This window comes from Variovorax sp. PAMC26660, assembly GCF_014302995.1.
GTDB lineage: Bacteria > Pseudomonadota > Gammaproteobacteria > Burkholderiales > Burkholderiaceae_C > Variovorax.
In genome coordinates this window covers 822911-845534 of sequence record NZ_CP060295.1, presented here as the reverse complement: position 1 = coordinate 845534, position 22624 = coordinate 822911, and the positions used below count along the sequence as shown (strand labels likewise).

The window sequence follows — 22624 nt, the reverse complement described above, 5'->3', positions numbered from 1 at the left end:
GGTCAGACCGCTTCGGCCTCGCCGTCGGCATCGCCACGCAGGGCCGCGCTCACGCGCTTCCAGCGCGTGGGCAGGCTGCCGTCCAGCTCGCCGGTGGCGGACTGCACGCGGCAGCCGCCGCGCGCGATGGTGTCGTCGGGGCGCACCTGCCAGCCGGCGGTTTCGAGTTCGTGGCCCAGGCTGTTCTTGACCAGCGCCACATCGTCGGGATGCAGCAGCAGGCGCGGTTCGCCGCGCAGCGCGGGCTCGGCGTTGATCAGGTCGCGCACCAGCGGCAGCACCCATTCGGGCTCGGCCTGGAAGGTGCGATGCACCACCTGGCGCGCCACGTCGAGCGCCAGCGCGAGCACGGCCTCGGCCAGCTCGCCTTCCACGCGGCGCAGGGCATCGGGCAGCGACTGGGCCAGTGCGCGCAGGCGTTCGGCGTGCACGCTGGCCGCGGCAAGGCCGGTGGCCAGGCCTTCGGTGTGGCCTACCTTGCGGCCTTCGGCCAGGCCCGCGATGCGGCCCTCGGCTTCGCCGTTCGTGCGCGCTTCCTTGCGGATGCGGGCCAGGTCGGCCAGGTCGATCTTCGGCGCTGGCGGTGCGGCCGGCACGCTGTTGTTGCGTTCGGCGGCCTTGCGCGATGCCGGCGTGGCGGAGGACGGGGTCTTGCCGTCGAGCGTGCCCATCTCCCAGCGTTCCCAGGCCGAGAGCACTGGCTTGCCGGACTTGCCGGGTGTGGCCTGGCGCGCGGCCGCATGGATGGCCGCGAGGCGTTCGCGCGATCCGCCGAAGGCGGTGGGGTCAGACGAAGTCATCGGTGCCAGGCGCTGCAATCACGATTTCGCCGGCTTCCGCAAGGCGGCGTGCCACCTGCAGGATGGCCTTCTGCTCGGTCTCGACCTGCGACACGCGCACCGGTCCGCGCAGCTCCATGTCTTCGCGCAGGGTCTCGGCCGCGCGCTGCGACATGTTGTTGAGGAACTTGTCGCGCAGCTCCATCGGCGCGCCCTTGAGCGCGATGATGAGCGAGTCGCTCTCGATGTCCTTGAGCAGGCGCTGGATGCTGCGGTCTTCCAGACCCAGCAGGTTCTCGAACACGAACATCTCGTCGACGATGCGCTGGGCCAGCGCCTCGTCCTGTTCGCGCACATGGGCAATGGCTTCTTCTTCCACCGCGGTGCTCATGAGGTTGACGATCTCGGCCGCCGTGCGCACGCCACCCAGGCGGCTGCGCCGCAGGCCCTGGCCCGCGAGCATTTCGGTGAGCACGTCGGTCAGCTCGTTCAGCGCCGAAGGCTGCACGCCGCCGAAGGTGGCCACGCGCATGATCACGTCGTGGCGCAGGCGCGCGGGCAGCTTCTCCAGCACTTCGGACGCCTTCATGCGGTCCAGGTGCACCAGCAGCGTGGCAAGGATCTGCGGATGCTCGTCGCGGATCAGCTCGGCCACTTCGCTGGCTTCGAGTTCGTTCAGCCGCTCGATGCCGCCGTGCGGCTCGTCGGGCTGCAGGATGTCTTCGAGCAGGTTGCTGGCGCGGTCGTCGCCCAGTGCCTTCTTCAGCACGGCGCGGATGTAGCTGGTCGAGCCCAGGTGCAGGGCCGAGAGCTGTTCGGTCTCTTGCCGGAACTCGGCCAGCACGGCGGCCAGCTCTTCCTTGGAGACCGACGTGAGCTTGGACATGGCCAGGCCCAGCGCCTGCACCTCGGAGGTGGGCAACTGGTGCAGCGCGGCGGCGGCGCGGTCTTCGCCCAGCGCCATCAGCAAGATCGCGCCCTTGCGGGTTCCGAGTTCGCTAGTCATTGGTGTTCATCCAGTGCTGGATCAGGGTCGCGACCAGCTTCGGGTCTTTGTCTGCGATCTGGTGGGCGTAGTCCATGTCGGCCTTCTGGCGGTTGGCTTCGCGCTCGCGCAGGCTTTCTGCGGGCGACAGCCCATCCGTGCCCGGTTCGTCGACCGGGGCGATGGGGGCGGCAACGGTTGCTGGCGGCGGCGTTGCGTCGGCCAGGTGGCGGCGCATCAGCGGACGCACCACGGCGAGCCAGGCGAAGAGCGCCAGGAGGGCCAGGAGCAGGTACTGCCCCAGGGTCTTGCCGATCTCCACGTTCTCGCGGTCACGCCAGAACGGCACTTCGGGCGCGGGGCCGGCCTCGGTGTCGCGGGCGAAGGCGCTGTTGACCACGTTGAGCGAGTCGCCGCGCTCCTGGCTGAAGCCCATGGCTTCCTTCGCCAGGTTGCGGATCTGTTCCAGCTCGGCCGGCGTCAGCGGGCGGTTGCTGGTCTTGCCTGCGGCATCCACCGCATCGCGGTTGTTCACCACCACGGCCACCGACAGGCGCTTCACGCCGCCAGCGGCTTGCTGGATGTGGCGGATGGTGCGGTCCAGCTCGTAGTTGGTCGTGACGTCCTTGCGGGTGTTGCTCGGGCCGTTGGCGGCGGCGGCGGTCGATGCCGTCGTGGCACCCGGCGCGCCCGGTGCGCCCGGCGTTCCCGGTGCTGGGGGCGTGCCCGGCGCATTGGGTGCGCGCGGGCCGACGATCGGCGCGCTCGGGTTCACCGGCGGCTGGTTCGACAGCGCGCCCGGCACGCCGCCGGGCGGCGCGCCGTTGTGCTGCGCCGATTCGCTGGTCTGCTGGCTGCGGATCGCCGATTGCGTCGGGTCCTGGTTGGGCTTGTACTTCTCGTCGGTGTGCTCGACCACCGTGAAGTCGATCTCGGCCGCGACCTGCGCGCGCACGTTGGTCGTGCCGACGATGGGCTGCAGGATGGCCTCGATGCGGCGGATGTAGCCGGCCTCGATCTCCTGCGCATATTTGAGCTGGCTCACGTCCAGCCCGCGGTCGCTGCCGCGCGCCGAAGACAGCAGGTTGCCGCGCTGGTCGACCACGGTGACGCTCTTGGCGTCCAGGTCGGGCACGCTGCTGGAAATCATGTGGACGATGGCGCTGACCTGGCCTTCGTCGATGCTGCGCCCGCGCATCAGGCTCAGCACCACCGACGCCGAGGGCTTCTTCTGGTCGCGCACGAACAGCGAGGGCTTGGGCAGCGCCAGGTGCACGCGCGCCGACTCGATGGTGCCGATCGACTCGATGGAGCGCGCCAGCTCGCCTTCGAGCCCGCGCTGGTAGTTGATCTGCTCGGCGAACTGGCTGGTGCCGAACTTCTGGTTGTCCATCAGTTCGAAGCCGACGCCGCCGGCCTTGGGCAGGCCCTGGGCCGCGAGCTTCAGGCGCGTTTCGGCCACCTTGTCGCCCGCGATCAGGATCGCGCCACCGCCTTCGGCGAACTTGTAGGGCACGTTCATCTGCTGCAGCGACGCGATGATCGCGCCGCCGTCGCGGTCCGACACATTGGTGTAGAGCACCTTGTAGTCAGGGGCGCGGCTCCACAGCAGGAACGCGGCCGCCGCGGCCACCAGCGCTGCGGCGCCGATGATCATCGGCAGCTTGGGCTGGGCGCGCATGCGGTCCAGGATCGGGGGGAGGCCATTGGCCGCCGGCAGGCTGCCCGCGGGCGCTGCAGTGCTCATGGGCTGGCCTTCGTCATGGCCTTCGGGCCGCAGTGGTCCAGCGCCATGGTGAGAGAGGGGATTCGGTGTTGAGATGTCATTCCGGGGGGCCGGTGATGTCGTCCGCGGCTTGTTCGTTTCGCGAACGATTGTCAACAGTCGCCGCGAAATTCGATCGGTCGAACAGCCGGGGTTTTTGCCCTCAGTTGAGCGCTTGAATCGGGGTCTTCCCTTGTTACGCTGCACGCAAGCCGGAGGGTCTGGGCCCTCCATGTCAAGTCACGCAGAAGTGTTCACACGAAAAAAGAATTCCTCATGTCGATCAACGCCATCGAATCCGTCTTGCAGCAAATGCGCACCACCGCGCTCGCCACCGGCATCGCGCCCGCGTCGGGCGCGCCCGTCGAGGCGGGGGGGTTCGCGGCCGAACTGAAGCGCTCGCTTGCCAATATCAGCGGCGCGCAGCAAAGCGCCTATGCGCAGGCCGAGTCGTTCGAGCTGGGCAAGCCCGGCGTGGCGCTGAACGACGTGATGGTCGACCTGCAGAAGGCCAACGTGGCCTTCCAGACCGGGCTGCAGGTGCGCAACCGCCTGGTGACGGCCTATCAGGAAGTGATGAACCTGCAGGCTTGATGCGGGTGGGGGTTGTGGTGTGGGCCGCCGTACATGGAACTTTTTTGTACGCCGCCCTAAATGTTTGAAAGCTCCGGCCGATAACCAAATCAACGATGGCTTGAGTCTGACAGCAGGAGCGGGTCCAGCGTTACGGCCTAGTGCCGGTTACCACAACCTTCGTAAACCAGGAGTCGAAAATGGCATCAGTCATTAATACCAATTCTCTTTCGCTGCTCACGCAGAACAACCTCACGAAGTCGCAATCGGCTCTGAACAGCGCCATCGAGCGCCTGTCCTCCGGCATGCGCATCAACAGCGCCAAGGACGACGCAGCCGGCCAGGCCATCGCCAACCGCTTCACCGCCAACATCAAGGGCCTGACGCAAGCAACGCGCAACGCCAACGACGGCATCTCGATCGCTCAAACGACCGAAGGCGCGCTGACCGAAGTCAACAACAACCTGCAACGCATCCGCGAACTGTCGGTGCAAGCCGCCACCGGCACGAACTCGTCGACCGACCTGGACTCGATCCAGGGTGAAATCACCCTGCGCCTGGACGAAATCAACCGCGTCTCGGAACAAACCCAGTTCAACGGCGTGAAGGTTCTGTCGGCCGACGCCGGCAAGCTGACCGTGCAAGTCGGTGCGAACGATGGCGAAACCATCGACATCGACCTGAAGGAAATCAGCGCCAAGACCCTGGGCCTGGACGGCTTCAACGTCAACAACACCGGCGCGAAGAACAAGACCGCGACCGAATCCGACCTGCTGATCGCCGGCTTCGCCAAGCAGCCAGTTGCTGGCGGCGTGACGCCGTACACCCGCACGCTCACGGCTGCTGCCAACGGCGCATCGGCCAACGACGTGCTGGCCGGCATGAAGGACGGCGGCAAGGTCGTCATCGGCGGTTCCACGTACACGTACAGCGCCACCAGCAAGGATTACACCGTTGCTGAAACGGCCCGTACCGCGACCAACACGCTCGCCGCGCTGACGCCGGCTGCCGGCACCACGGTGACCGCCACCGTCAAGCTCGGCTCGCAGTCGATGAACGTCAAGATCGACAGCAACGGTGCTCTGACCGATGCTGGCGACAACTCGGCCCTGTACCTCGATGCAACCGGCAACCTGACCAAGACCGGCGCTGGCGCACCGGTGGCCGCAACCCTGGCCAACCTGGTCGACAGCACCAACGGCATGAAGGCCGCCGGTGACTCCATCACGTTCGCCGCCACGGGCGCCAAGTACACGGTCAACACCCCGGGCACCGGCGTTGCCGCTACGTTCGACGTTGCCGGCGAGAAGGCTTCGGCTGGCCTCGTGACTGCCAAGATCAACTCGTCGATCGGCACCATCGACCAGACCGGCGCTGGCACCACGGTGTACAACCTGGCCGCTGCCAATGGCAAGACGGACGGCTTCATGGGCGTGAGCGGCCTGACGAAGGTTGCCGCCGAGACGATCAACGTCAACGCCAACGGCAACATCACGACCACCAGCGGCAGCATCGTGTATGCCGACTCGAACAAGGCCGGAAGCCTGACGGACAAGGCCGTTGGCGCAGGCAAGGCAACGATCGATCCGCTGAAGGCACTGGACGCCGCCCTGTCGAAGGTCGACCAGCTGCGCAGCTCGCTGGGCGCGGTGCAAAACCGTTTCGACTCGGTGATCTCGAACCTGGGCACCACGGTGACCAACCTGTCGTCGTCGCGCTCGCGCATCCAGGACGCCGACTACGCGGTCGAAGTGTCGAACATGACGCGCGCCCAGATCCTGCAACAAGCAGGTACCTCGGTGCTGTCGCAAGCCAACCAGACCACGCAAGGCGTGCTGTCGCTCCTGCGTTGATCGACAAGGTCTAGCCAGTAGCGAAAGAAACGCCGGCGCCCTCCCGCAAGGGTGGGTGTCCGGCGGGCGCAGGTCCCCGGACGCAAGCCGGGACTGCCTGCGCTGTCCTCTGCGGCCATGCCCGATGGCAAGGCTGCAGAGGACAGCGAACACAACAAAAGGTGGAAATGATGTCGAACCCCGTGCCAGCAATCCCCGCGAAGGACAGCCATTGGACGCAGATGCTCGTCGGTGGCGCCCTGGGGACGGGCTCGCGCGGCGGCGTGGTGGCCGGCGCGAAGGACGAAGCCCGGGAAGAGGCAACGCCGGTGCAGCTCGAGCAGGCCGTGCGCCAGGTGAACACGGCCCTTGCACTGCGCGAAGTCGGGATGCAGTTCGAGGTCGACAAGGACACCGACAAGCTCATCGTCAAGGTGATCGACCGCACCAGCGGCGAGGTCATCCGCCAGATCCCGAATGAAGACGTCTTGCGCATCGCGAAGCTGATGAGCGAAGGCAAGGGTCTGCTGGTGGACCACGCGGCCTGAGGTCGCACCCGATTCTTCAATTGCAGCAGCACCCCTCATTCAGGAAAACACTCACATGGCAACGATCAGCAGCCTCGGCGTCGGCTCCAACCTCAACCTTGCCGACTTGCTCAAGCAACTCGAGACCGCCGAGAGCCAGCCGCTCGTGGCACTGCAGGCGCGCGCCAAGAGCTACACCAGCAAGCTCTCGGCCTACGGCACGATCCAGGGCGCGCTCAGCACGCTGCAGGCCGCCGCCAAGAAGCTGGGCGACCCGGCGCTGTTCCAGAACGTGGTCGGCACGCCGACGGTCAGCGGCATCCTGTCCGCATCCGCCACCGACGTCAGCGCGGCCGGCAACTACACCATCGACGTGAAGCAGCTCGCGCAGGCACAGACCGTCATCAGCGGCGGCCAGGCGAACACCAAGACCGCGATCGGCAACGGCACGATCACCATCGACTTCGGCACCGTCACCGGCGGAAAGCTCGATGCCGTGACCGGCCAGTACACCGGCGCCACGTTCACGCAGGACACGAGCCAGGTCGCCAAGCCGATCACCATCAACCCCACCAACAACACGCTGGAGGGCATTCGCAACGCGATCAACGACGCCAAGGCCGGCGTGACGGCCACCATCGTGAACGATGGCAGCGGCACGCCCAACCGGCTGGTGTTGACGTCTGCGCAGACCGGCGAGAAGTCGAGCATGCGGATCTCGGTCGACGGCGACGCGGGGCTGAAGAACCTGCTGTCCAACGACCCGTCCGGCACGCAGAACCTGAAGCAGACGGCGGCCGCGCAGAACGCGCAGCTCAACGTCAACGGCATCGACGTCACCAGCGCGACCAACACCGTCAAGGACGCCATCCAGGGCGCCACGCTGACGCTGGTGAACACCGGCAAGACCGGCCTGTCGCTCAAGGAAAATACGGCCGGCGTGAAGACGGCGATCACGGATTTCGTGAAGGCCTACAACACCCTGCAGAGCACGGCCAAGACGCTGACGGCCTACGACGCCAACACCAAGACCGCCGCCGCGCTGGTCGGCGACACCACGCTGCGCAACCTGCAGGTGCGCATCCGCCAGGCGCTGACCGCGCCGCAGGACGGCGGCCCGAACGACATGAAGGTGCTCACCGAGATCGGCGTGTCGTTCCAGCGGGACGGCACCCTGGCGGTGGACAACGACAAGCTCGACAAGGCCCTGGCCACCAACCTGAAGGGCGTGGGGAACCTCTTCTCGAGCGCTGCCGACAGCCAGGGCGGCTACGGCAAGCAGCTGGACGCGATCGTGACCGACCTGAACGCCGGTGCACTGAAGGTGGCCAGCGACGGCGTGACGTCGACGATCAAGGCGCTCGACACCCAGTACGACGCCGCGCAATTGCGCGTGGACGCCACGGTCGACCGCTACCGCAAGCAGTTCAACCAGCTCGACGTGCTGATCAACAGCATGAACAACACGAAGACCTACCTCACGCAGCAGTTCAACGCGATGTCGGGCACGAAGTAACAAGACGAAGACCTGGAGCCACAGCCGATGTACACCCCTCACAACTTTCGCACCGGCGCTGGCGCGTACGCGCGCGTCGGCGTGGAAACCAGCGTGATGAGCGCGTCGCCGCACCAGCTCATCGTCATGCTTTTCGACGGCGCCAAGACCGCCATCGGCATGGCCCGGCATCACATGGTGGCGGGCGAGGGCGAAGCCAAGGGCAACGCCATCTCGAAGGCCATCGGCATCGTGGACAACGGCCTGAAGGCCGGGCTCGACGCCACGGCGGCCGGCGATGCCGGCGCCGAGCTCGTGGGCAACCTGTCGGCGCTGTACGACTACATCGTGCAGCGGCTGTTTCGCGCCAACCTGCACAACGACGTGCAGGCGCTGGACGAGGCCGACGCGTTGCTCGAGAACATTGCTTCCGCATGGCGGGAGATCGACGGCCGGGCCCGCGGCTGATGCGCGGGTCGCTATTGAAGACAGGAAAAAATGTTAGTCCAGAGTGAGGTCGTTCATTGCTACGAGGAGCTTGCCTCCAGCATCTCGTTGATGCTGGTGCTGGCACGCGCCAAGGAATGGGGTCGGCTGCCGGAGCTGGAGTCCCGGTGCTCGGCGCTCGTCGACAAGTTGAAGCTCATCGAGCCGCAGGAGGCGCTGGACGCGACGCAGGTCGAGATGGTGCTGCGCCTGATCGACCGCATCCGCGTGGAGCAGGCCGAAGTGTCCGGCCTGATCAAGCCGCAGATCGACGACCTCCTTGGCAGGATGGGGCATCTCCATCAGCAGAAGAACCTGGGCAAGGCCTACGGGCCGACGCACTGACTGACCGGATGCCGCAACCATGAGTGGACTGACCGGATTGATCGATGCGCTGCTGGCCGCGAGGCTGACGCCGCGGCTCGACGTGCTGGGCATCAAGCCTGAAGCCACCATCGGCGCGCCCGGCGCGGCGCTCGGCATCGGCAAGCTCGCCAACGATGTGCGGTTGCCTTCCAATGCGGCGCTCGACCGGCAACTGCCGGGCGCGGTGTCGGGCGGCGGCGGCGTGGCGCAGCCCGGCACGGGCGCGCCGCCCTCGGTGGCGACGCAGTTGTCGATAGCGGCACGTGTGATCGGTGCGGTGCTGGCGGATCTGCAGGCGGAGCCGGGACCGGTGCGCGGTGCTGCGCCGCTGTGGCCTTCGCGGCAACCCGCGAGTGCCCCGGCGCTGGCCGGCGCGCTGGCGCAGACGGTGTCGGGCAGCGGGCTGTTCTATGAGTCGCACCTGGCGGAGTTCGCGACGGGCACGCGCACCCTGGCGCAGATGGCACGCGAGCCGCAGGCACGCTGGGCGACGCCTGTTGCCGCACAGGCTGCTGTTGCTACGGCGGCGGTGCCGCAAGCGTTTGCACAGGCGCTCGGGTCGGCCGCGCTGCAGGATGCGTTGCAGGCCGGCGTTGCACAACAGCCCTTTGCATCGGCACCGGACGACAGTGCTGCAGGCCAGGCGCCGCGCGCGGCAATGCATGCGACCGCGCCGCAGGCTGCGCCCGGCAATGCGTCGACGCAGGGCCTTGCGGCATCGCCCGCCGCAAACACGGCGCCGAATGCAGAGCAGGTTTCTTCTTCCGACGCGGCACGTGTTCAGGCGGCCTACCGCCAGCCCGAAACCGCATCGTCCGGTAACGTGCTGGATTCGATGCCGGCGCACCGTGCGAACGAGAACACCCGTCTGGCGGACAGCCCGGCCGTTGCACAGGCAGTGCGTGGCGAGGTGATTCATCCGCAGGCCGTCACGCTCGTGCACCAGCAACTCGACCTGCTGGCCAGCGCCGCCTTCCGCTGGAGCGGTCAGGCCTGGCCCGAGGTGCCGATGGCGTGGTCGATCGAAGAAGAACAACAACAAGCGAAGTCCGATGCTCGCAGTGGCGCGGGCGCCGACGAAGAGAGCCAGCGGCGCTGGTCGACCACGGTGTCGTTGGTGCTGCCGCGACTGGGCGAAGTCGATCTGCGCCTGAGCGTGAGCGGCCCGACGATGCAGGCGCATCTGTCCGCGAGCCAGGCGTCCACCATGGCTCGCATGCGTGGCGATGCCGGCCAGCTCGCGCAGCGCTTCGAGGCGGCCGGCCTCCAGCTTCAGCAGGTGCAGGTCATGGCGAAGGCGCACGCATGAGCGACGCCCTGGACAACCGCAACAGCGCGATCGCGCTCTCGTACGCGGACAAGACCAAGGCTCCGGTGGTCGTGGCCAAGGGCTATGGCGTGGTGGCCGAATCGATCATGCGGGAGGCCCGAGAGAACGGGCTCTATGTGCACTCGTCAGCCGACCTGGTGAAGCTGTTGATGCAGGTGGATCTCGATCAGCAGATCCCGCCGCAGCTCTATCTGGCGGTCGCCGAAGTGATGGCGTGGATCTATGGCCTGGAAGAAAAGGCTGCAATTCCAACCACCATCGGCGCAGGCCGGCCGGTGCATTAAATAACCGGTGGTTCTATTCAAAGTAATGAATCATCGGAAAGTTGAAACAATCGCCATTGATCGATATGTAAAGAGGGTCAATAGTCTTTATCAATTCAATTTTGGCGGCGTATAAATTCCCATCCAAAAAGGTTATCTGTAACAACTAATTTCGCGGATGGGATTCACTCGCATCGAGCTTCGAGGAGCGCTCTCATAGGAGAGAAGTCTTCACGGTGTCAGATTCATCCTACGTTTTTTCACCGATAGCATGACAAAGTCTTCAAAGTGTAAAACTTTGTGTATATAATGTATACACGATTGATTGAAACGCGGAGTGGACATGGAATCGGAAATGGAAATGAGCATGGAAAATTGCAATGTCAACGCAAGCGGCGTGATTTCGAGGGAAATCGGCGAGATTAATCTGGCCTATATGCTGCTTGCACAGAAGCTGGTGAAACAGGACCGGGCGGAGGCCATGTTTCGATTGGGCGTAGGGCGCGAGCTGGCCGATTTGCTGGCGAACATGTCGCTCAGCCAGATCGTGAAACTGGCCGCCTCCAATTTCCTGTTGTGCAGCTTCCGGCTGGATGATCGGCCGATGTTCGCGGTGGTCGGCGAGGGCAAGGAGCCCGCGCTGCAGCAGGCGCACATGTCGATCCTGATGACTGCGCGACAGGCGCAAAGGCAGGCGCAACTGCGTGAAGCTGGCGCGGCGGCTGCATGACTCGCAAAAGCGTTCTGGGCGAGGTCCGGCAGGTTCAGCTTGCCGTCCAACTGATCGGGCTGGGGGCGCGCCTCCAGTTCCTGGAAGCCGCAGTGCAACTGAGCCGGGAACGCCTGATCCGCCTGTACAAGGAACTCAAGGGCGTCTCGCCGCCCAAGGGCCTGCTGCCGTTTTCTACCGACTGGTACATGACCTGGCTGGCCAACATCCACTCGTCGATGTTCTACAACATCTACCGCTTCATGCTCGACGAAGCCGACGAGAGCGAGCTGCCCGCACTCATCAAGGCCTACCGCCTTTATTCGGAGCAGGTCGAGTCGCAGGGTGGCGAGGTCGTGCTCGACTTCACCCGCGCCGAGACCATGGTGCGGTTCTTCGACAGCGACATGCTGCAACTGAGCACCTGCAGCCGCTGCGGCGGCCACTTCGTGGCCCATGCGCACGACAACAAGAACGGCTACGTGTGCGTGCTCTGTCGTCCGCCTTCGCGCGCGGGCAAGGCACGCAAGCCCAAGGTGCTGGAAGTGCGCCGTGGCGGCCTGATCTCCGTGGCGCCGGTGCTGGACATCGGCGGCGCTGTCTAGGGAAGTGCCTCGCGCTCCGGTGCGGGGTTTTTGATTTGACGCCTCAGGGCATAGGGGAAGCGCGTGCTGGTTCTGGTTGGATATCTCGTGGTGATCGGTGCGGTCTTTGGTGGCTACGGCCTCATGGGCGGGCACTTCGGCGTCCTGTTCCAACCGGTGGAGTTGCTCATGATCGGCGGCTCCGCGCTCGGCGCGTTCATCGCGGGCAACAACGGCAAGACCATCAAGGCGACCATCAAGGAACTGCCGCTGCTGCTGCGCTCCTCCAAGCACAACCGCCAGCTCTACATGGACCTGCTGGCGCTGCTGTACGAGCTGCTCGCGAAGGCCCGCAAGGAAGGCATGATGAAGCTGGAGTCCGACGTCGAGGACCCGGCCCAGAGCGAGATCTTCGGCCGCTACCCGAGCATCATGGCGCACGAGGGCATCACCGTCTTCCTGTGCGACTACCTGCGACTGGTGATCAGCGGCAACACCGACGCGCACGAGATCGAGGCCCTGATGGACCACGAGATCGAGACCATCCGCCACGAGGCCGCCGTGCCCGGCCACAGCCTCTCGCGCGTGGGCGACGCACTGCCCGCGCTGGGCATCGTCGCCGCCGTGATGGGCGTGGTGCATGCGCTGGCCTCCGCCAACCTGCCGCCTTCCGAGATGGGCGCGCTGATCGCGCACGCGATGGTCGGCACCTTCCTGGGCGTGCTGCTGGCCTACGGCTTCGTGTCGCCGCTGGCCTCGCTGATCGAGCAGAAGGTGGAAGAGGGCATGAAGATCTACCAGTGCGCCAAGGTCACGCTGCTCGCCAGCCTGAACGGCTACGCGCCGCAACTGGCCGTGGAGTTCGGCCGCAAGGTGCTGTTCTCGACCGAGCGTCCTTCCTTCACCGAGCTGGACGACCACGTCCGGGAAGTCAAGGCGCGCTGATGCCTCCGCGCGTCGAGTGAAACAGCGAACGAGCAAGCGACCATGAGCGAAGGCAAGCCCCGGATCATCATCAAGCACGTCCACAAGGCGGGCGGCGGCGCCCATCATGGCGGCGGCTGGAAGATCGCCTATGCCGACTTCATGACGGCCATGATGGCGTTCTTCCTCGTCATGTGGCTGCTGTCGATTTCGAGCCCCAAGCAGCGCGAAGGCATTGCCGAGCACTTTCGCATGCCGCTGCGCGTTGCGATGGCCGGCGGTGACAAGAGCAGCCTGAGCACCAGCATGATCCCGGGCGGCGGCGCCGACGTGATGCATGTCGAGGGCGAGGTCAAGCACACCGAGACGGCCAGCGAGGACGAGGCCGACGCCAGCCGCCTGGTCGAGATGAAGAAGAAGCTGGACGAGTTGATCGAGAAGAGCCCGGTGTTCCAGCAGTTCCGCTCGCAGATATTGATCGACATCACGACCGAGGGCCTGCGCCTGCAGATCGTGGACAGCGAGAACCGCCCGATGTTCGAGCTGGCCAGCGCCCGCGTGGTGCCGCACATGCGCGCCATCCTGCGCGAGCTGGCGCCCGCGCTCAATGGCCTGCCGAACAAGCTCACGCTGTCGGGTCACACCGACGCCATCGTCTACACCAACGACCGTTCCTACGGCAACTGGGAACTGTCGGCCGACCGCGCCAATGCCTCTCGGCGCGAGCTGGTGGTCGGCGGCATGACCGAAGACAAGGTGCTGCGCGTGATCGGCCTGGCCGACAGCATGCACCTGGACCGGGCCGATCCGCGCAACCCCATCAATCGCCGCATCAGCATCATCCTGCTGAACCATCGCACGCAGGAGCGCATCGAGCGGGAAAACAGCAACGACGCCGGTGTCACGCGCGTGGGCGGCCTGCCGTCCGCGACGAACGCTGGTGCCGGTGCCGCCCGTGTCTCCAGCGAAGCCGCGAAGCCGGTGGCGCCCAAGGCAACCGTCGCGGCGGAATAACAACGACAACACCCAAGTGGCCACGCCAGCGCGCCGGCCCCGGAGCAACCAGATGGACCTCAGTCAATTCACCCAGGCCTTCTTCGTCGAAGCCATCGAGCTTCTGGCGGAGATGGAGCAGTTGCTGCTCGACCTCGACGTCGAGGCGCCGGACAGCGAGCAGCTCAACGCCATCTTCCGCGCGGCGCACTCGATCAAGGGTGGCGCGGCGACGTTCGGTTTCACCGCCTTGACCAACACCACGCACGTGCTCGAAACGCTTCTGGACAGGGCCCGCCACGGGCAACTGCGCCTGAGCGGTTCGATGATCGATGCCTTTCTGGAAACGAAGGACGCCTTGCAAGAACAACTCACCGCCTACCAGGCCGGCAAGGAGCCGGATCCTGAAATGGTCGCGCACATCTGTGGCGTGCTTCACCAACTGGCACTGGAGAGCGGCGCTGAAAGCGCGGCGGCCCCTGCGGCGGCACCTGTGCCCGCGCCGGTGGCCGCCCCGGTCGCTGCGGCACCGGTCGCCGCCAGCGGTGGAGGCGACGGCGTGCTGCGCATCCGCTTCGCACGCCTGTCCGACAGCGAATGCGAGCTGCTTGCCGGCGAGCTGACCAACCTGGGCAAGGTCCTGTCGCGCACGCGCAGCAACGACCAGTTCACGGTGATGCTCGAAACCACCTGCGACCCCGACGACATCGTTGCCGTGTGCTGCTTCGTCATCGACGAGTCGCAGATCGACATCACGCGCGAAGTCGCCGAGGCCGAGACGCCCGTGGCGGCGCCCGCACCCGCACCTGTGGTGGTTGCCGAGGAACCCGCCAAGGCGCCGGTCGCCGCCGCCCCAGTGCAAGCAGCAGCCGCACCGGCGGCCGCCGCAGCAGCCCCCGGCGCCAAGGAGTCCAGCTCCATCCGCGTCGACGTCGAGAAGGTCGACCAGCTCATCAATCTGGTGGGCGAACTCGTCATCACGCAGTCGATGCTCACGCAGGCCGCGACCATGCTCGATCCGGTGGCCTACGAGCGTTTCCTGAGTGGCCTGGGCCACCTGGAGCGCAATGCGCGCGACCTGCAAGAATCGGTGATGTCCATCCGCATGATGCCGATGGACTACGTATTCAGCCGCTTCCCGCGCGTGATCCGCGATGTCAGCGCCAAGCTCGGCAAGCAGGTGCGCCTGGACACCTACGGCAAGGAAACCGAACTCGACAAGGGCTTGATCGAACGCATCGTCGACCCGCTCACGCACCTGGTGCGCAACAGCCTGGACCACGGCATCGAGACCCCCGAAGTGCGCCTGGCCAAGGGCAAGGACGCCACCGGCCAACTGCTGCTCTCGGCGCAACACCATGGCGGCAACATCGTGATCGAGGTCAGCGACGACGGCGCGGGCCTGAACCGCGAACGCATCCTCGCCAAGGCCATGCAGCAGGGCATGGCGGTGAGTGAAACGATGCCCGACGAAGAGGTGTGGCAACTGATCTTCGCGCCCGGCTTTTCCACCGCCGAGCAGATCACCGACATCTCGGGCCGTGGCGTCGGCATGGACGTGGTCAAGCGCAACATCCAGGAGATGGGCGGCCACGTCGAGATCCATTCGCGCGGCGGGCAGGGCACCACCACGCGCATCGTGCTGCCGCTGACACTCGCCATCCTGAACGGCATGTCGGTCAAGGTGGGTGACGAGGCCTACATCCTGCCGCTGAGTTACGTGATCGAGTCGCTGCAGCCGTTGCCGGAGCACCTGCATTCGATCACCGCCGACGGCCATGTGATCCGCGTGCGCGGCGAGTACCTGCCGCTGATCGAGCTGCACCGCGTGTTCGACGTGGCCGGCGCGCAGACCCATCCCACGCAGGGCATTCTGGTGATCGTGCAGGCCGACGACAGCCGCTTCGCGCTGATGGTGGACGAACTGCTCGGCCAGCACCAGGTGGTAGTGAAGAACCTGGAGACCAACTACCGCAAGGTGCCGGGCATCTCGGCCGCGACCATCCTGGGCGATGGCAGCGTGGCTTTCATCATCGACGTGGGCGCGATGCCGCGCATCCAGCGCGCACAGGCTGCGAGCACGGCAGCCCTGGCGGGTGCCGCCCGGAGGACGGACGCCGTCGCCCTGTGAGAATTCCGACGGAGACCGCCGCATGAGGTTCGATTTCTTCCGACGCTCCGGGTCCGGGGACGCCGTGCCCGATGGCTTGGGCACCGGCGCGGCCGCTTCGCATGTGCTGAGCGACGCGGGCGCCAATGGCCAGGTGGCCTACGCCATGCTGCTCGATGGGCAGCGCCGCGTCATCGGCTACCGCATGGCCTGGCGCGCCGCGGGCGAAGCAGCGCCCGGTGCCCACGCGGGTGCCGGCGTCAAGGCGCTCATGGACACGCTGGCCCTGCACCTGAACCCCGAAGGCAAGGGATGGCTGCTCGGCTCGCAGATGCTGTTCGTCGACGTGACGGTCGACGCGCTGTTCCAGAGCGAGCTGCAGTCGCTGCCGGCGCAGAACGTGGTGCTGTGCATGGGCGCCGACGACCTGATGGACGCGGACATGCGCTCCATCCTGCTGTTCCTGCGCGAGCAGGGTTTCGGCTTCATGCTGTGCGGCGCACCGGCGTTGCCGGACGACGCCGAACTGCGCGCCATCGTCACCCACGTCGAGGTGAACGCGGGCGACGCCGCCATCGTGGCGCGGCTGCAGAACGAGGTGCAACTGGGCCATCCCGCGGTCGAACTGATCGCGCCGCGCGTGGACAACTGGGCACAGTTCGACGCCTGCGCCGCGCGCCGCGTGAATGTTTTTGTCGACGGTGCGTTCCGCAATCCGCCAGTGAAGGAAGCCGAGGACGCGCTGCAGCCCGAGTCGCTGCTGATCGTGAAGCTGATGCAGATGATCCAGCGCAACGAAGACGTGCGTGCCATCGAAGGCGCCCTCAAGCACGACGCTGCGCTCACCTACCGCCTGCTGCGCTACATCAACTCGCCCTCGGTCGGCATGGCGGTGGAGATCCATTCGCTGCGCCACGCGGTGGCCATGCTGGGCTACTCGCCGCTGTACCGCTGGCTGTCGCTGCTGCTGGCCACGAGCAACAAGGCCAGCTCGCCCTTCATGATGAAGAAGGCCATCCTGCGTGGCCGTTTCGTCGAGCTGATGGGGCAGGGCATGCTGCCGGCCAGCGAATCCGACAACCTGTTCGTGGCCGGCATGTTCTCGCTGCTCGACCAGTTGCTGGGCGTGTCGATGGAAGGCGTGCTGCGCAAGGTGCAGCTTACCGAGGCGGTGCAGCAGGCCATCCTGTCGCGCAGCGGCCTCTATGGCCCCTTCGTCGCGTTGGCCGAAAGCTGCGAGATGGACGACGGCCGCGCGCCGCGTCTGTCGGAGGCGCTGTTCCTCGGTGCGTCGCAGGTCAATGCGGCGCAACTGGCGGCGCTCGTGTGGTCGCTCGATGCGAGCCCGGCCACCACGGATGCTGCCGCATGACCCCGGAAGTGCAGGGCTTTTGCGCGTCTGATCGGGCCATTGGAAACGGCGCCCGCTATGTACATTGAAAGCCATGCTTCCAGGCTGGCTGTGACTACTGAGTTCCTTTTTACCGACAACGACTTCTCCAGAATCCGGACCCTCATTCATCACCGTGCTGGCATTGCCCTGGGCGAGCAGAAGCGGCAGATGGTGTACAGCCGGCTCTCGCGTCGCCTGCGGGAGCTTCAGCTCCCGGAGTTCACGACCTATCTGGACTTGCTCGAAGCCAGTCACGACGGGCAGGAGTGGCAGTTGTTCATCAACTCGCTCACCACCAACCTGACCTCGTTCTTCCGCGAGGCGCATCACTTTCCCGCGCTGGCCGAGCACGTGCGCAAGATGCCGCAGCCGATCACCGTGTGGTGCGCGGCGGCCTCGACGGGGGAAGAGCCCTATTCGATCGCCATCACGCTGATGGAGGCGCTTGGTGAGCGCGCGGGTTCGGCCCGCGTGATCGCCACCGACATCGACACCGCCGTGCTGGCCAAGGCCTCGGCTGGCGTGTTCACCACCGAGCAGGTCGCGCGCATGTCGCCCGAGCGGCTGCGGCGCTTCTTCAACAAGGGCACGGGCGCGAATGCCGGCAAGGTACGCGTGCGCCCCGAAGTCGCGGCGCTCGTCAAGTTCTCGCGGCTCAACCTTCTCGACACCTCGTGGTCGGTGAAGGAGCCCGTCGACGCGATCTTCTGCCGCAACGTGATGATCTACTTCGACAAGCCGACGCAAAAGAAGGTGCTCGACCGCTTCGCGCCGCTGCTCAAGACCAACGGCCTGTTGTTCGCCGGGCATTCCGAGAACGCGTCGCTCGTCAACCAGGCCTTCAAGTCGCTCGGCCAGACGGTGTACGAGCTGTCGCGCACACGCGCATCGGGTGTGCCATGACGGCAGCGTCGAACGCAGCCGCGCCCGACTCGGTGGCCAGCCACCATTACTTCGATCGCGATGTCGGCTTCATGGCCGTCAAGCTGCTGCCCTCCGAGTACTACGTGACCGCCAACGACACCGTGCTGAGCACCGTGCTCGGCTCGTGCGTGGCCGCCTGCCTGCACGACGTGGAAGCCGGTGTGGCGGGCATGAACCACTTCATGCTGCCCGACGACGGCGAACCCGGCACGCGCGATCCGGCCGAGTCGATGCGCTACGGCACCTACGCCATGGACGTGCTGATCCGCGAACTGGTGCGCGCGGGCGCACGCCGCGACCGGCTGCGGGCCAAGGTGTTCGGCGGCGGTGCGGTGCTGGCCAACATGACCACGCTGAACATCGGCGACCGCAATGCCGACTTCGTGCTGCGCTACCTGCGCGCCGAGCGCATCGAGGTGGCGGCGCAAGACCTGCGCGGCCCGCACGCGCGCCGCGTGTGCTTTCTGCCGGCCACCGGCAAGGCCATCGTGCGCAAGCTGCGCGCGCAGACCGAAGTGCAGTCGATCCAGCGTGAAGAGGGCGAGCTGCTGCGCAGGCTGTCGGGCCAGCGCGCATCACCCGAGGCGGAAAGAACAACAACAAGCAATGTCGTGGCGGCCCGCATGGTGCCCGCGGCAGGAAACAAAGGAAGCCGGTGAGCGTAAAGAAAATCAAGGTGCTCTGTGTCGACGATTCGGCGCTGATCCGCAGCGTGATGACCGAGATCATCAACAGCCAGCCCGACATGACCGTGGTCGGCACCGCCGCCGATCCGCTGGTGGCGCGCGACCTCATCAAGGTCACGAACCCCGACGTGCTGACGCTCGACGTCGAAATGCCGCGCATGGACGGGCTGGAGTTTCTGGAAAAACTCATGCGCCTGCGGCCGATGCCCGTGGTCATGGTGTCGTCGCTGACCGAGCGCGGCTCGGAGATCGCACTGCGCGCGCTCGAATTGGGCGCGATCGACTTCGTGACCAAGCCGCGCCTGGGCGTGCGCGACGGCCTGCTCAACTACACCGAACTGATCGCCGGCAAGATCCGCACGGCCGCCAGTGCGCGCCTGTTGCCGAGCCGCCATGCCGCATCGGCCCGGCCGGCTTCGGACGTGCCGCAGGAGTCGCTGTTGCGCAGCCCGTTGTTGAGCACCGAAAAGCTGATCATCATCGGCGCATCGACCGGTGGCACCGAGGCCATCCGCGAAGTGCTGCAGCCGTTGCCGCCGGACTCGCCCGCGGTGCTGATCGCGCAGCACATGCCCGCTGGTTTCACGCGCTCCTTCGCGCAGCGGCTGGACGGCCTGTGCCGCATCAACGTCAAGGAAGCCGAGCACGGCGAGCGTGTGCTGCCGGGGCATGCCTACATCGCGCCCGGTGGTTTTCACCTGTCGCTGGGCCGCAGCGGCGCCAACTACGTGGCGCACCTGGACCAGGAACCGCCCGTCAACCGCCACCGGCCTTCGATCGACGTGTTGTTCGATTCGGCGGCCAAGCATGCCGGCAAGAACGCCATCGGGATCATCCTGACGGGCATGGGCAAGGACGGTGCCGAGGGCTTGCTGCGCATGAAGCGTGCGGGTGCCCACACGCTGGCGCAGGACGAGGCCAGTTGCGTGGTCTTCGGCATGCCGCGCGAAGCGATCGCGCTGGGCGCGGTGGATGAAGTGTCCCCTTTGAGTGAAATCTGTCGCCGGGTTCTGGCGCACCTGCGCACGTTCGGCGAACGTGCGAACCGAGTTTGAAAAACGACCTGTGGAGTTGGAAACATCGTGATCGATAAGAGCATCAAAATTCTGGTTGTGGACGACTTCCCGACCATGCGGCGCATCGTGCGCAATCTGCTGAAGGAGTTGGAGTTTCTCAACGTCGACGAGGCCGAGGACGGCGCGGCCGGCATCGAGAAGCTGCGCGGCGGCAACTTCGGTTTTGTGGTGTCCGACTGGAACATGCCGAACATGGACGGCCTGACGATGCTGCAGACCATTCGCGCCGACCCCGAGCTGAAGAAGCTGCCGGTGCTGATGGTCACGGCCGAGGCCAAGAAGGAAAACATCGTTGCGGCTGCGCAGGCCGGCGCCAACGGGTATGTGGTGAAGCCTTTCACTGCTGCCACGTTGGAAGAGAAGATCACCAAGATTTTCGAGAAGCTGGCCAAGGAAGCGGGCTGAGATGACGTCCCGCATTTCTGTTCGTCGCGTTGTACGTGACGTGCGAAGGGCTGGGCGGTGTTTGGGGTGCTGCTGTTTGGGGTGCCGTCGTTCAGGGCAGCACTCACGCCGACACGGTGCTCTTTTTCGCGAATGTCCCCCGCTTCGCTCCTCCTTTATTTCGCGAAAAAGAGCCCCGTATCGGCGCGAGCGTTGGACAGAGCGGTTGTTGATCGCAGGATCACCAGCAGCGTGCCCCTGTGCGAATGACGCCAGGTGCTCCCCGCAGCGAAATAAAGGAGGAGCGAAGCGGGGGACATTCGCGGAGGGGAGCACCTGGTGTCATTCGCACTCGCCCCGAATGAACCCGCACCCGCACCCGCACCCGCACCCGCACCCGACCCCGCTCCGAACAGCAGCGCCCCAAACAACGGCACTCCAAACACAAGCAATCCGCAACACAACGCGCGACGGAACACTGACATGACTCTAGATGCATCGGGAGCCGCAGACCCGACAGACACCGCGGAAAAACTGCTGGGCCGCATCGGCCAGCTCACACGCCAACTGCGCGAGGGCCTGCGCGAGCTTGGGCTCGATAAACAGGTGGCCAAGGCCGCGCAAGCCATTCCGGATGCGCGCGACCGCCTGAGCTACGTGGCCGCCACCACCGAGCGTGCGGCGCACCGCGCGCTCAATGCCATCGACGTGGCACAGCCGCTGCAGGAAGCCCTGGCAACCGATGCCAAGGGCCTGAGCCAGCGCTGGGACGAATGGTTCCAGAACCCCATCGAACTCGACCATGCACGCGAACTGGTGCTGGACACGCGCGGCTACCTCGACGGCGTGCCGCAACGCGCCAGCGCCATCAACTCGCAGTTGATGGAGATTTTGATGGCGCAAGACTTCCAGGACCTGACCGGCCAGGTCATCAAGAAAATGATGGAAGTGGTCAACGACGTCGAGACGCAACTGCTGCAGGTGCTGATCGACAACTCGCCACCCGAGAAGCGCCAGGAAGCCGTGCACAGCCTGCAGAACGGCCCGCAGATCAAGCCCGGCAACCCCGATGCCGTGACCGACCAGGCGCAGGTCGACGACCTGCTGGAGAGCCTGGGCTTCTAAGCCCGCACAAGCTGATCGATTGTCCGAATTGCAGGGCGATACCGGCCCTGATCGACGGATTGTTCCGAGCGACCGGATTCAATAATTTGGTCTTGAGCAAGGCGTACTTCGCCAGTGCTGGTTCGGAGCATGAATGGCTGAGGAAAGCGATCTCGAAAAAACGGAACCCGCCTCCGAGCGGCGCCTGGAGAAGGCGCGCGAGGAAGGCAACGTGGCCCGTTCGCGCGAGCTCACCACCTTCGTCATGCTGGGCACGGCCAGCGCAGGGCTGTGGTTCGCGGCGGAGTCGCTCAGCGCGAGCTTGAACGGCGCGCTGCGCCGCGGCCTGCAGTTCGACCGCGCCAGCGCCTTCGATCCCTCGCACATGCTGGCGCAGACCGGGCTCATGGCGCTGCAGGCGCTCATGGCCATCGGCCCGCTGTTCGGCATGATGATCGTGGCGGCCGTGGCCGCGCCGCTGATGCTGGGCGGCTGGATGTTCTCCACCAAGGCCGTCGCGCCGAACTTCGGCAAGCTCAATCCACTGGCCGGCATCGGCCGCATGTTTTCCGCGCAGGCGCTGGCCGAGCTGTTCAAGGCGCTGGCCAAGTCGGCACTGATCGGTGGCGTGGCCTGGTGGGTCATCGTGAACGACATCGAGCCCGTGATGGCGCTGATGGCCCAACCCGCGCACTACGCGCTGCCGCACGCGATCGTGCTGGTGGCCAAGCACTGCGCGCTGATCGCGGCCACGCTGTTCATCGTCGCGCTCATCGACGTACCGTTTCAGTTGTGGAGCTACTTCCGCAAGCTGCGCATGTCGCGCGAAGACGTGCGCCAGGAGCACAAGGAAAGCGAAGGCGATCCGCACATCAAGGCGCAGATCCGCCGTCAACAACAGCAGATGGCGCGCCGCCGGATGATGGCCGAGGTGCCCAAGGCCGACATCGTGCTGACCAACCCGACGCACTTTGCGGTGGCGCTCAGCTACCTCGACAGCGACATGCGCGCGCCGCGCGTGGTGGCCAAGGGCACCGAGCTGGTCGCCGCGCGCATCCGCGAGCTGGCGAAGGACAACAAGGTCGCCATTCTCGAAGCGCCGTCGCTCACGCGCGCGCTCTACAAGCACACCAAGCTGGGTGAAGAAATCCCGGCGGGCCTGTACACCGCGGTGGCCGAGGTGCTGGCTTGGGTCTACCAGCTCAAGCGCTGGAAGAACGAGGGCGGCGACGCCCCCCGCACACCTACCGATCTGCCGGTGCCGGCCGATCTTCAATATTCCGTGGACGCTGCATGAACGCAGCGCCGGGCCGCCCCAAGCAAGTTCGCACCGCAG

23 protein-coding genes are annotated in these 22624 nt (G+C 65.9%); 20 read left to right on the top strand and 3 right to left on the bottom strand.

The features are described 5' to 3' along the window. Positions 1–2: 2 nt before the first annotated feature. Genes fliH through fliF form a run of 3 tightly spaced genes read right to left on the bottom strand, consistent with a single transcriptional unit; the run spans position 3 to position 3511 of the window. Positions 3–800 carry a flagellar assembly protein FliH gene (gene fliH / locus H7F35_RS03950; protein WP_187111671.1) on the bottom strand — a complete coding sequence of 266 codons (798 nt, stop codon included), beginning with the start codon at positions 798–800 and terminating at the stop codon, positions 3–5. Then, positions 787–1785 carry a flagellar motor switch protein FliG gene (gene fliG / locus H7F35_RS03945; RefSeq protein ID WP_187111670.1) on the bottom strand — a complete coding sequence of 333 codons (999 nt, stop codon included), beginning with the start codon at positions 1783–1785 and terminating at the stop codon, positions 787–789. Before fliG ends, fliH begins: the two co-directional genes overlap by 14 nt. Next, a complete protein-coding gene (gene fliF / locus H7F35_RS03940; protein ID WP_187111669.1) occupies positions 1778–3511 on the bottom strand; it encodes a flagellar basal-body MS-ring/collar protein FliF in 1734 nt (577 codons plus the stop codon). The genes fliG and fliF overlap by 8 nt, the downstream gene beginning before the upstream one ends. Before the next feature lie 294 nt (positions 3512–3805). On the opposite strand from fliF, the gene fliE reads away from it, so the two are divergent. The 20 genes from fliE (at position 3806) to flhB (ending at position 22585) form a co-directional block, all read left to right on the top strand. After that, positions 3806–4123 carry a flagellar hook-basal body complex protein FliE gene (gene fliE, locus H7F35_RS03935; protein ID WP_261803518.1) on the top strand — a complete coding sequence of 106 codons (318 nt, stop codon included), beginning with the start codon at positions 3806–3808 and terminating at the stop codon, positions 4121–4123. A gap of 179 nt (positions 4124–4302) precedes the next feature. Beyond that, positions 4303–5955, top strand: coding sequence for a flagellin (locus H7F35_RS03930; protein ID WP_187111668.1), 1653 nt, complete (start codon positions 4303–4305; stop codon positions 5953–5955). 182 nt (positions 5956–6137) lie between these two features. Then, entirely contained in the window at positions 6138–6482 is a 345-nt protein-coding gene (locus H7F35_RS03925; RefSeq protein WP_187111667.1) for a flagellar protein FlaG, read from the top strand. Positions 6483–6537: 55 nt separating this feature from the next. Continuing rightward, complete coding sequence (fliD, locus tag H7F35_RS03920) at positions 6538–7977, top strand: flagellar filament capping protein FliD (RefSeq protein ID WP_187111666.1); 1440 nt, start codon at positions 6538–6540, stop codon at positions 7975–7977. A 27-nt stretch (positions 7978–8004) separates the two neighbouring features. Beyond that, positions 8005–8424 carry a flagellar export chaperone FliS gene (gene fliS, locus H7F35_RS03915; RefSeq protein WP_187111665.1) on the top strand — a complete coding sequence of 140 codons (420 nt, stop codon included), beginning with the start codon at positions 8005–8007 and terminating at the stop codon, positions 8422–8424. Between the two features lie 30 nt (positions 8425–8454). Further along, entirely contained in the window at positions 8455–8787 is a 333-nt protein-coding gene (locus H7F35_RS03910; protein WP_261803517.1) for a flagellar protein FliT, read from the top strand. 19 nt (positions 8788–8806) lie between these two features. After that, positions 8807–10117: a flagellar hook-length control protein FliK gene (locus tag H7F35_RS03905; RefSeq protein ID WP_187111664.1), complete on the top strand. Its 1311-nt coding sequence runs from the start codon at positions 8807–8809 to the stop codon at positions 10115–10117. Continuing rightward, entirely contained in the window at positions 10114–10422 is a 309-nt protein-coding gene (locus H7F35_RS03900) for an EscU/YscU/HrcU family type III secretion system export apparatus switch protein (RefSeq protein WP_187111663.1), read from the top strand. The genes H7F35_RS03905 and H7F35_RS03900 overlap by 4 nt, the downstream gene beginning before the upstream one ends. 322 nt (positions 10423–10744) lie before the next feature. Then, positions 10745–11131, top strand: coding sequence for a flagellar transcriptional regulator FlhD (gene flhD / locus H7F35_RS03895; protein WP_261803516.1), 387 nt, complete (start codon positions 10745–10747; stop codon positions 11129–11131). Then, positions 11128–11715, top strand: a complete 588-nt coding sequence (gene flhC / locus H7F35_RS03890) for a flagellar transcriptional regulator FlhC (RefSeq protein ID WP_187111662.1) — start codon at positions 11128–11130, stop codon at positions 11713–11715. Before flhD ends, flhC begins: the two co-directional genes overlap by 4 nt. 63 nt (positions 11716–11778) lie before the next feature. After that, positions 11779–12639, top strand: a complete 861-nt coding sequence (motA, locus tag H7F35_RS03885) for a flagellar motor stator protein MotA (protein WP_187111661.1) — start codon at positions 11779–11781, stop codon at positions 12637–12639. 42 nt (positions 12640–12681) lie between these two features. Next, positions 12682–13632, top strand: coding sequence for a flagellar motor protein MotB (motB, locus tag H7F35_RS03880; protein WP_187111660.1), 951 nt, complete (start codon positions 12682–12684; stop codon positions 13630–13632). Positions 13633–13684: 52 nt separating this feature from the next. Beyond that, a complete protein-coding gene (gene cheA / locus H7F35_RS03875) occupies positions 13685–15742 on the top strand; it encodes a chemotaxis protein CheA (RefSeq protein WP_187111659.1) in 2058 nt (685 codons plus the stop codon). Between the two features lie 22 nt (positions 15743–15764). Beyond that, positions 15765–17093 carry an EAL and HDOD domain-containing protein gene (locus H7F35_RS03870; protein ID WP_187111658.1) on the top strand — a complete coding sequence of 443 codons (1329 nt, stop codon included), beginning with the start codon at positions 15765–15767 and terminating at the stop codon, positions 17091–17093. 90 nt (positions 17094–17183) lie between these two features. After that, complete coding sequence (locus H7F35_RS03865; protein ID WP_261803515.1) at positions 17184–18017, top strand: CheR family methyltransferase; 834 nt, start codon at positions 17184–17186, stop codon at positions 18015–18017. Continuing rightward, positions 18014–18697: a chemoreceptor glutamine deamidase CheD gene (cheD, locus tag H7F35_RS03860; protein WP_187111656.1), complete on the top strand. Its 684-nt coding sequence runs from the start codon at positions 18014–18016 to the stop codon at positions 18695–18697. Before H7F35_RS03865 ends, cheD begins: the two co-directional genes overlap by 4 nt. 56 nt (positions 18698–18753) lie before the next feature. Beyond that, entirely contained in the window at positions 18754–19779 is a 1026-nt protein-coding gene (locus H7F35_RS03855) for a chemotaxis response regulator protein-glutamate methylesterase (RefSeq protein WP_261803745.1), read from the top strand. A 30-nt stretch (positions 19780–19809) separates the two neighbouring features. Continuing rightward, complete coding sequence (cheY, locus tag H7F35_RS03850) at positions 19810–20205, top strand: chemotaxis response regulator CheY (RefSeq protein ID WP_185546042.1); 396 nt, start codon at positions 19810–19812, stop codon at positions 20203–20205. Positions 20206–20667: 462 nt separating this feature from the next. Beyond that, complete coding sequence (gene cheZ / locus H7F35_RS03845) at positions 20668–21309, top strand: protein phosphatase CheZ (RefSeq protein WP_187111654.1); 642 nt, start codon at positions 20668–20670, stop codon at positions 21307–21309. 133 nt (positions 21310–21442) lie between these two features. Then, positions 21443–22585 (top strand): flagellar biosynthesis protein FlhB, encoded by a 1143-nt coding sequence (gene flhB / locus H7F35_RS03840; RefSeq protein ID WP_187111653.1) that lies wholly within the window; start codon positions 21443–21445, stop codon positions 22583–22585. Positions 22586–22624 lie beyond the last annotated feature (39 nt).

Coding starts and splice junctions, on each gene's coding strand:
- fliH (WP_187111671.1), bottom strand. CDS start 800: ATGACTTCGTCTGACCCCACCGCCTTCGGCGGATCGCGCGAACGCCTC.
- fliG (WP_187111670.1), bottom strand. CDS start 1,785: ATGACTAGCGAACTCGGAACCCGCAAGGGCGCGATCTTGCTGATGGCG.
- fliF (WP_187111669.1), bottom strand. CDS start 3,511: ATGAGCACTGCAGCGCCCGCGGGCAGCCTGCCGGCGGCCAATGGCCTC.
- fliE (WP_261803518.1), top strand. CDS start 3,806: ATGTCGATCAACGCCATCGAATCCGTCTTGCAGCAAATGCGCACCACC.
- H7F35_RS03930 (WP_187111668.1), top strand. CDS start 4,303: ATGGCATCAGTCATTAATACCAATTCTCTTTCGCTGCTCACGCAGAAC.
- fliD (WP_187111666.1), top strand. CDS start 6,538: ATGGCAACGATCAGCAGCCTCGGCGTCGGCTCCAACCTCAACCTTGCC.
- fliS (WP_187111665.1), top strand. CDS start 8,005: ATGTACACCCCTCACAACTTTCGCACCGGCGCTGGCGCGTACGCGCGC.
- H7F35_RS03910 (WP_261803517.1), top strand. CDS start 8,455: ATGTTAGTCCAGAGTGAGGTCGTTCATTGCTACGAGGAGCTTGCCTCC.
- H7F35_RS03905 (WP_187111664.1), top strand. CDS start 8,807: ATGAGTGGACTGACCGGATTGATCGATGCGCTGCTGGCCGCGAGGCTG.
- H7F35_RS03900 (WP_187111663.1), top strand. CDS start 10,114: ATGAGCGACGCCCTGGACAACCGCAACAGCGCGATCGCGCTCTCGTAC.
- flhD (WP_261803516.1), top strand. CDS start 10,745: ATGGAATCGGAAATGGAAATGAGCATGGAAAATTGCAATGTCAACGCA.
- flhC (WP_187111662.1), top strand. CDS start 11,128: ATGACTCGCAAAAGCGTTCTGGGCGAGGTCCGGCAGGTTCAGCTTGCC.
- motB (WP_187111660.1), top strand. CDS start 12,682: ATGAGCGAAGGCAAGCCCCGGATCATCATCAAGCACGTCCACAAGGCG.
- cheA (WP_187111659.1), top strand. CDS start 13,685: ATGGACCTCAGTCAATTCACCCAGGCCTTCTTCGTCGAAGCCATCGAG.
- H7F35_RS03870 (WP_187111658.1), top strand. CDS start 15,765: ATGAGGTTCGATTTCTTCCGACGCTCCGGGTCCGGGGACGCCGTGCCC.
- cheD (WP_187111656.1), top strand. CDS start 18,014: ATGACGGCAGCGTCGAACGCAGCCGCGCCCGACTCGGTGGCCAGCCAC.
- H7F35_RS03855 (WP_261803745.1), top strand. CDS start 18,754: ATGACCGAGATCATCAACAGCCAGCCCGACATGACCGTGGTCGGCACC.
- cheZ (WP_187111654.1), top strand. CDS start 20,668: ATGACTCTAGATGCATCGGGAGCCGCAGACCCGACAGACACCGCGGAA.
- flhB (WP_187111653.1), top strand. CDS start 21,443: ATGGCTGAGGAAAGCGATCTCGAAAAAACGGAACCCGCCTCCGAGCGG.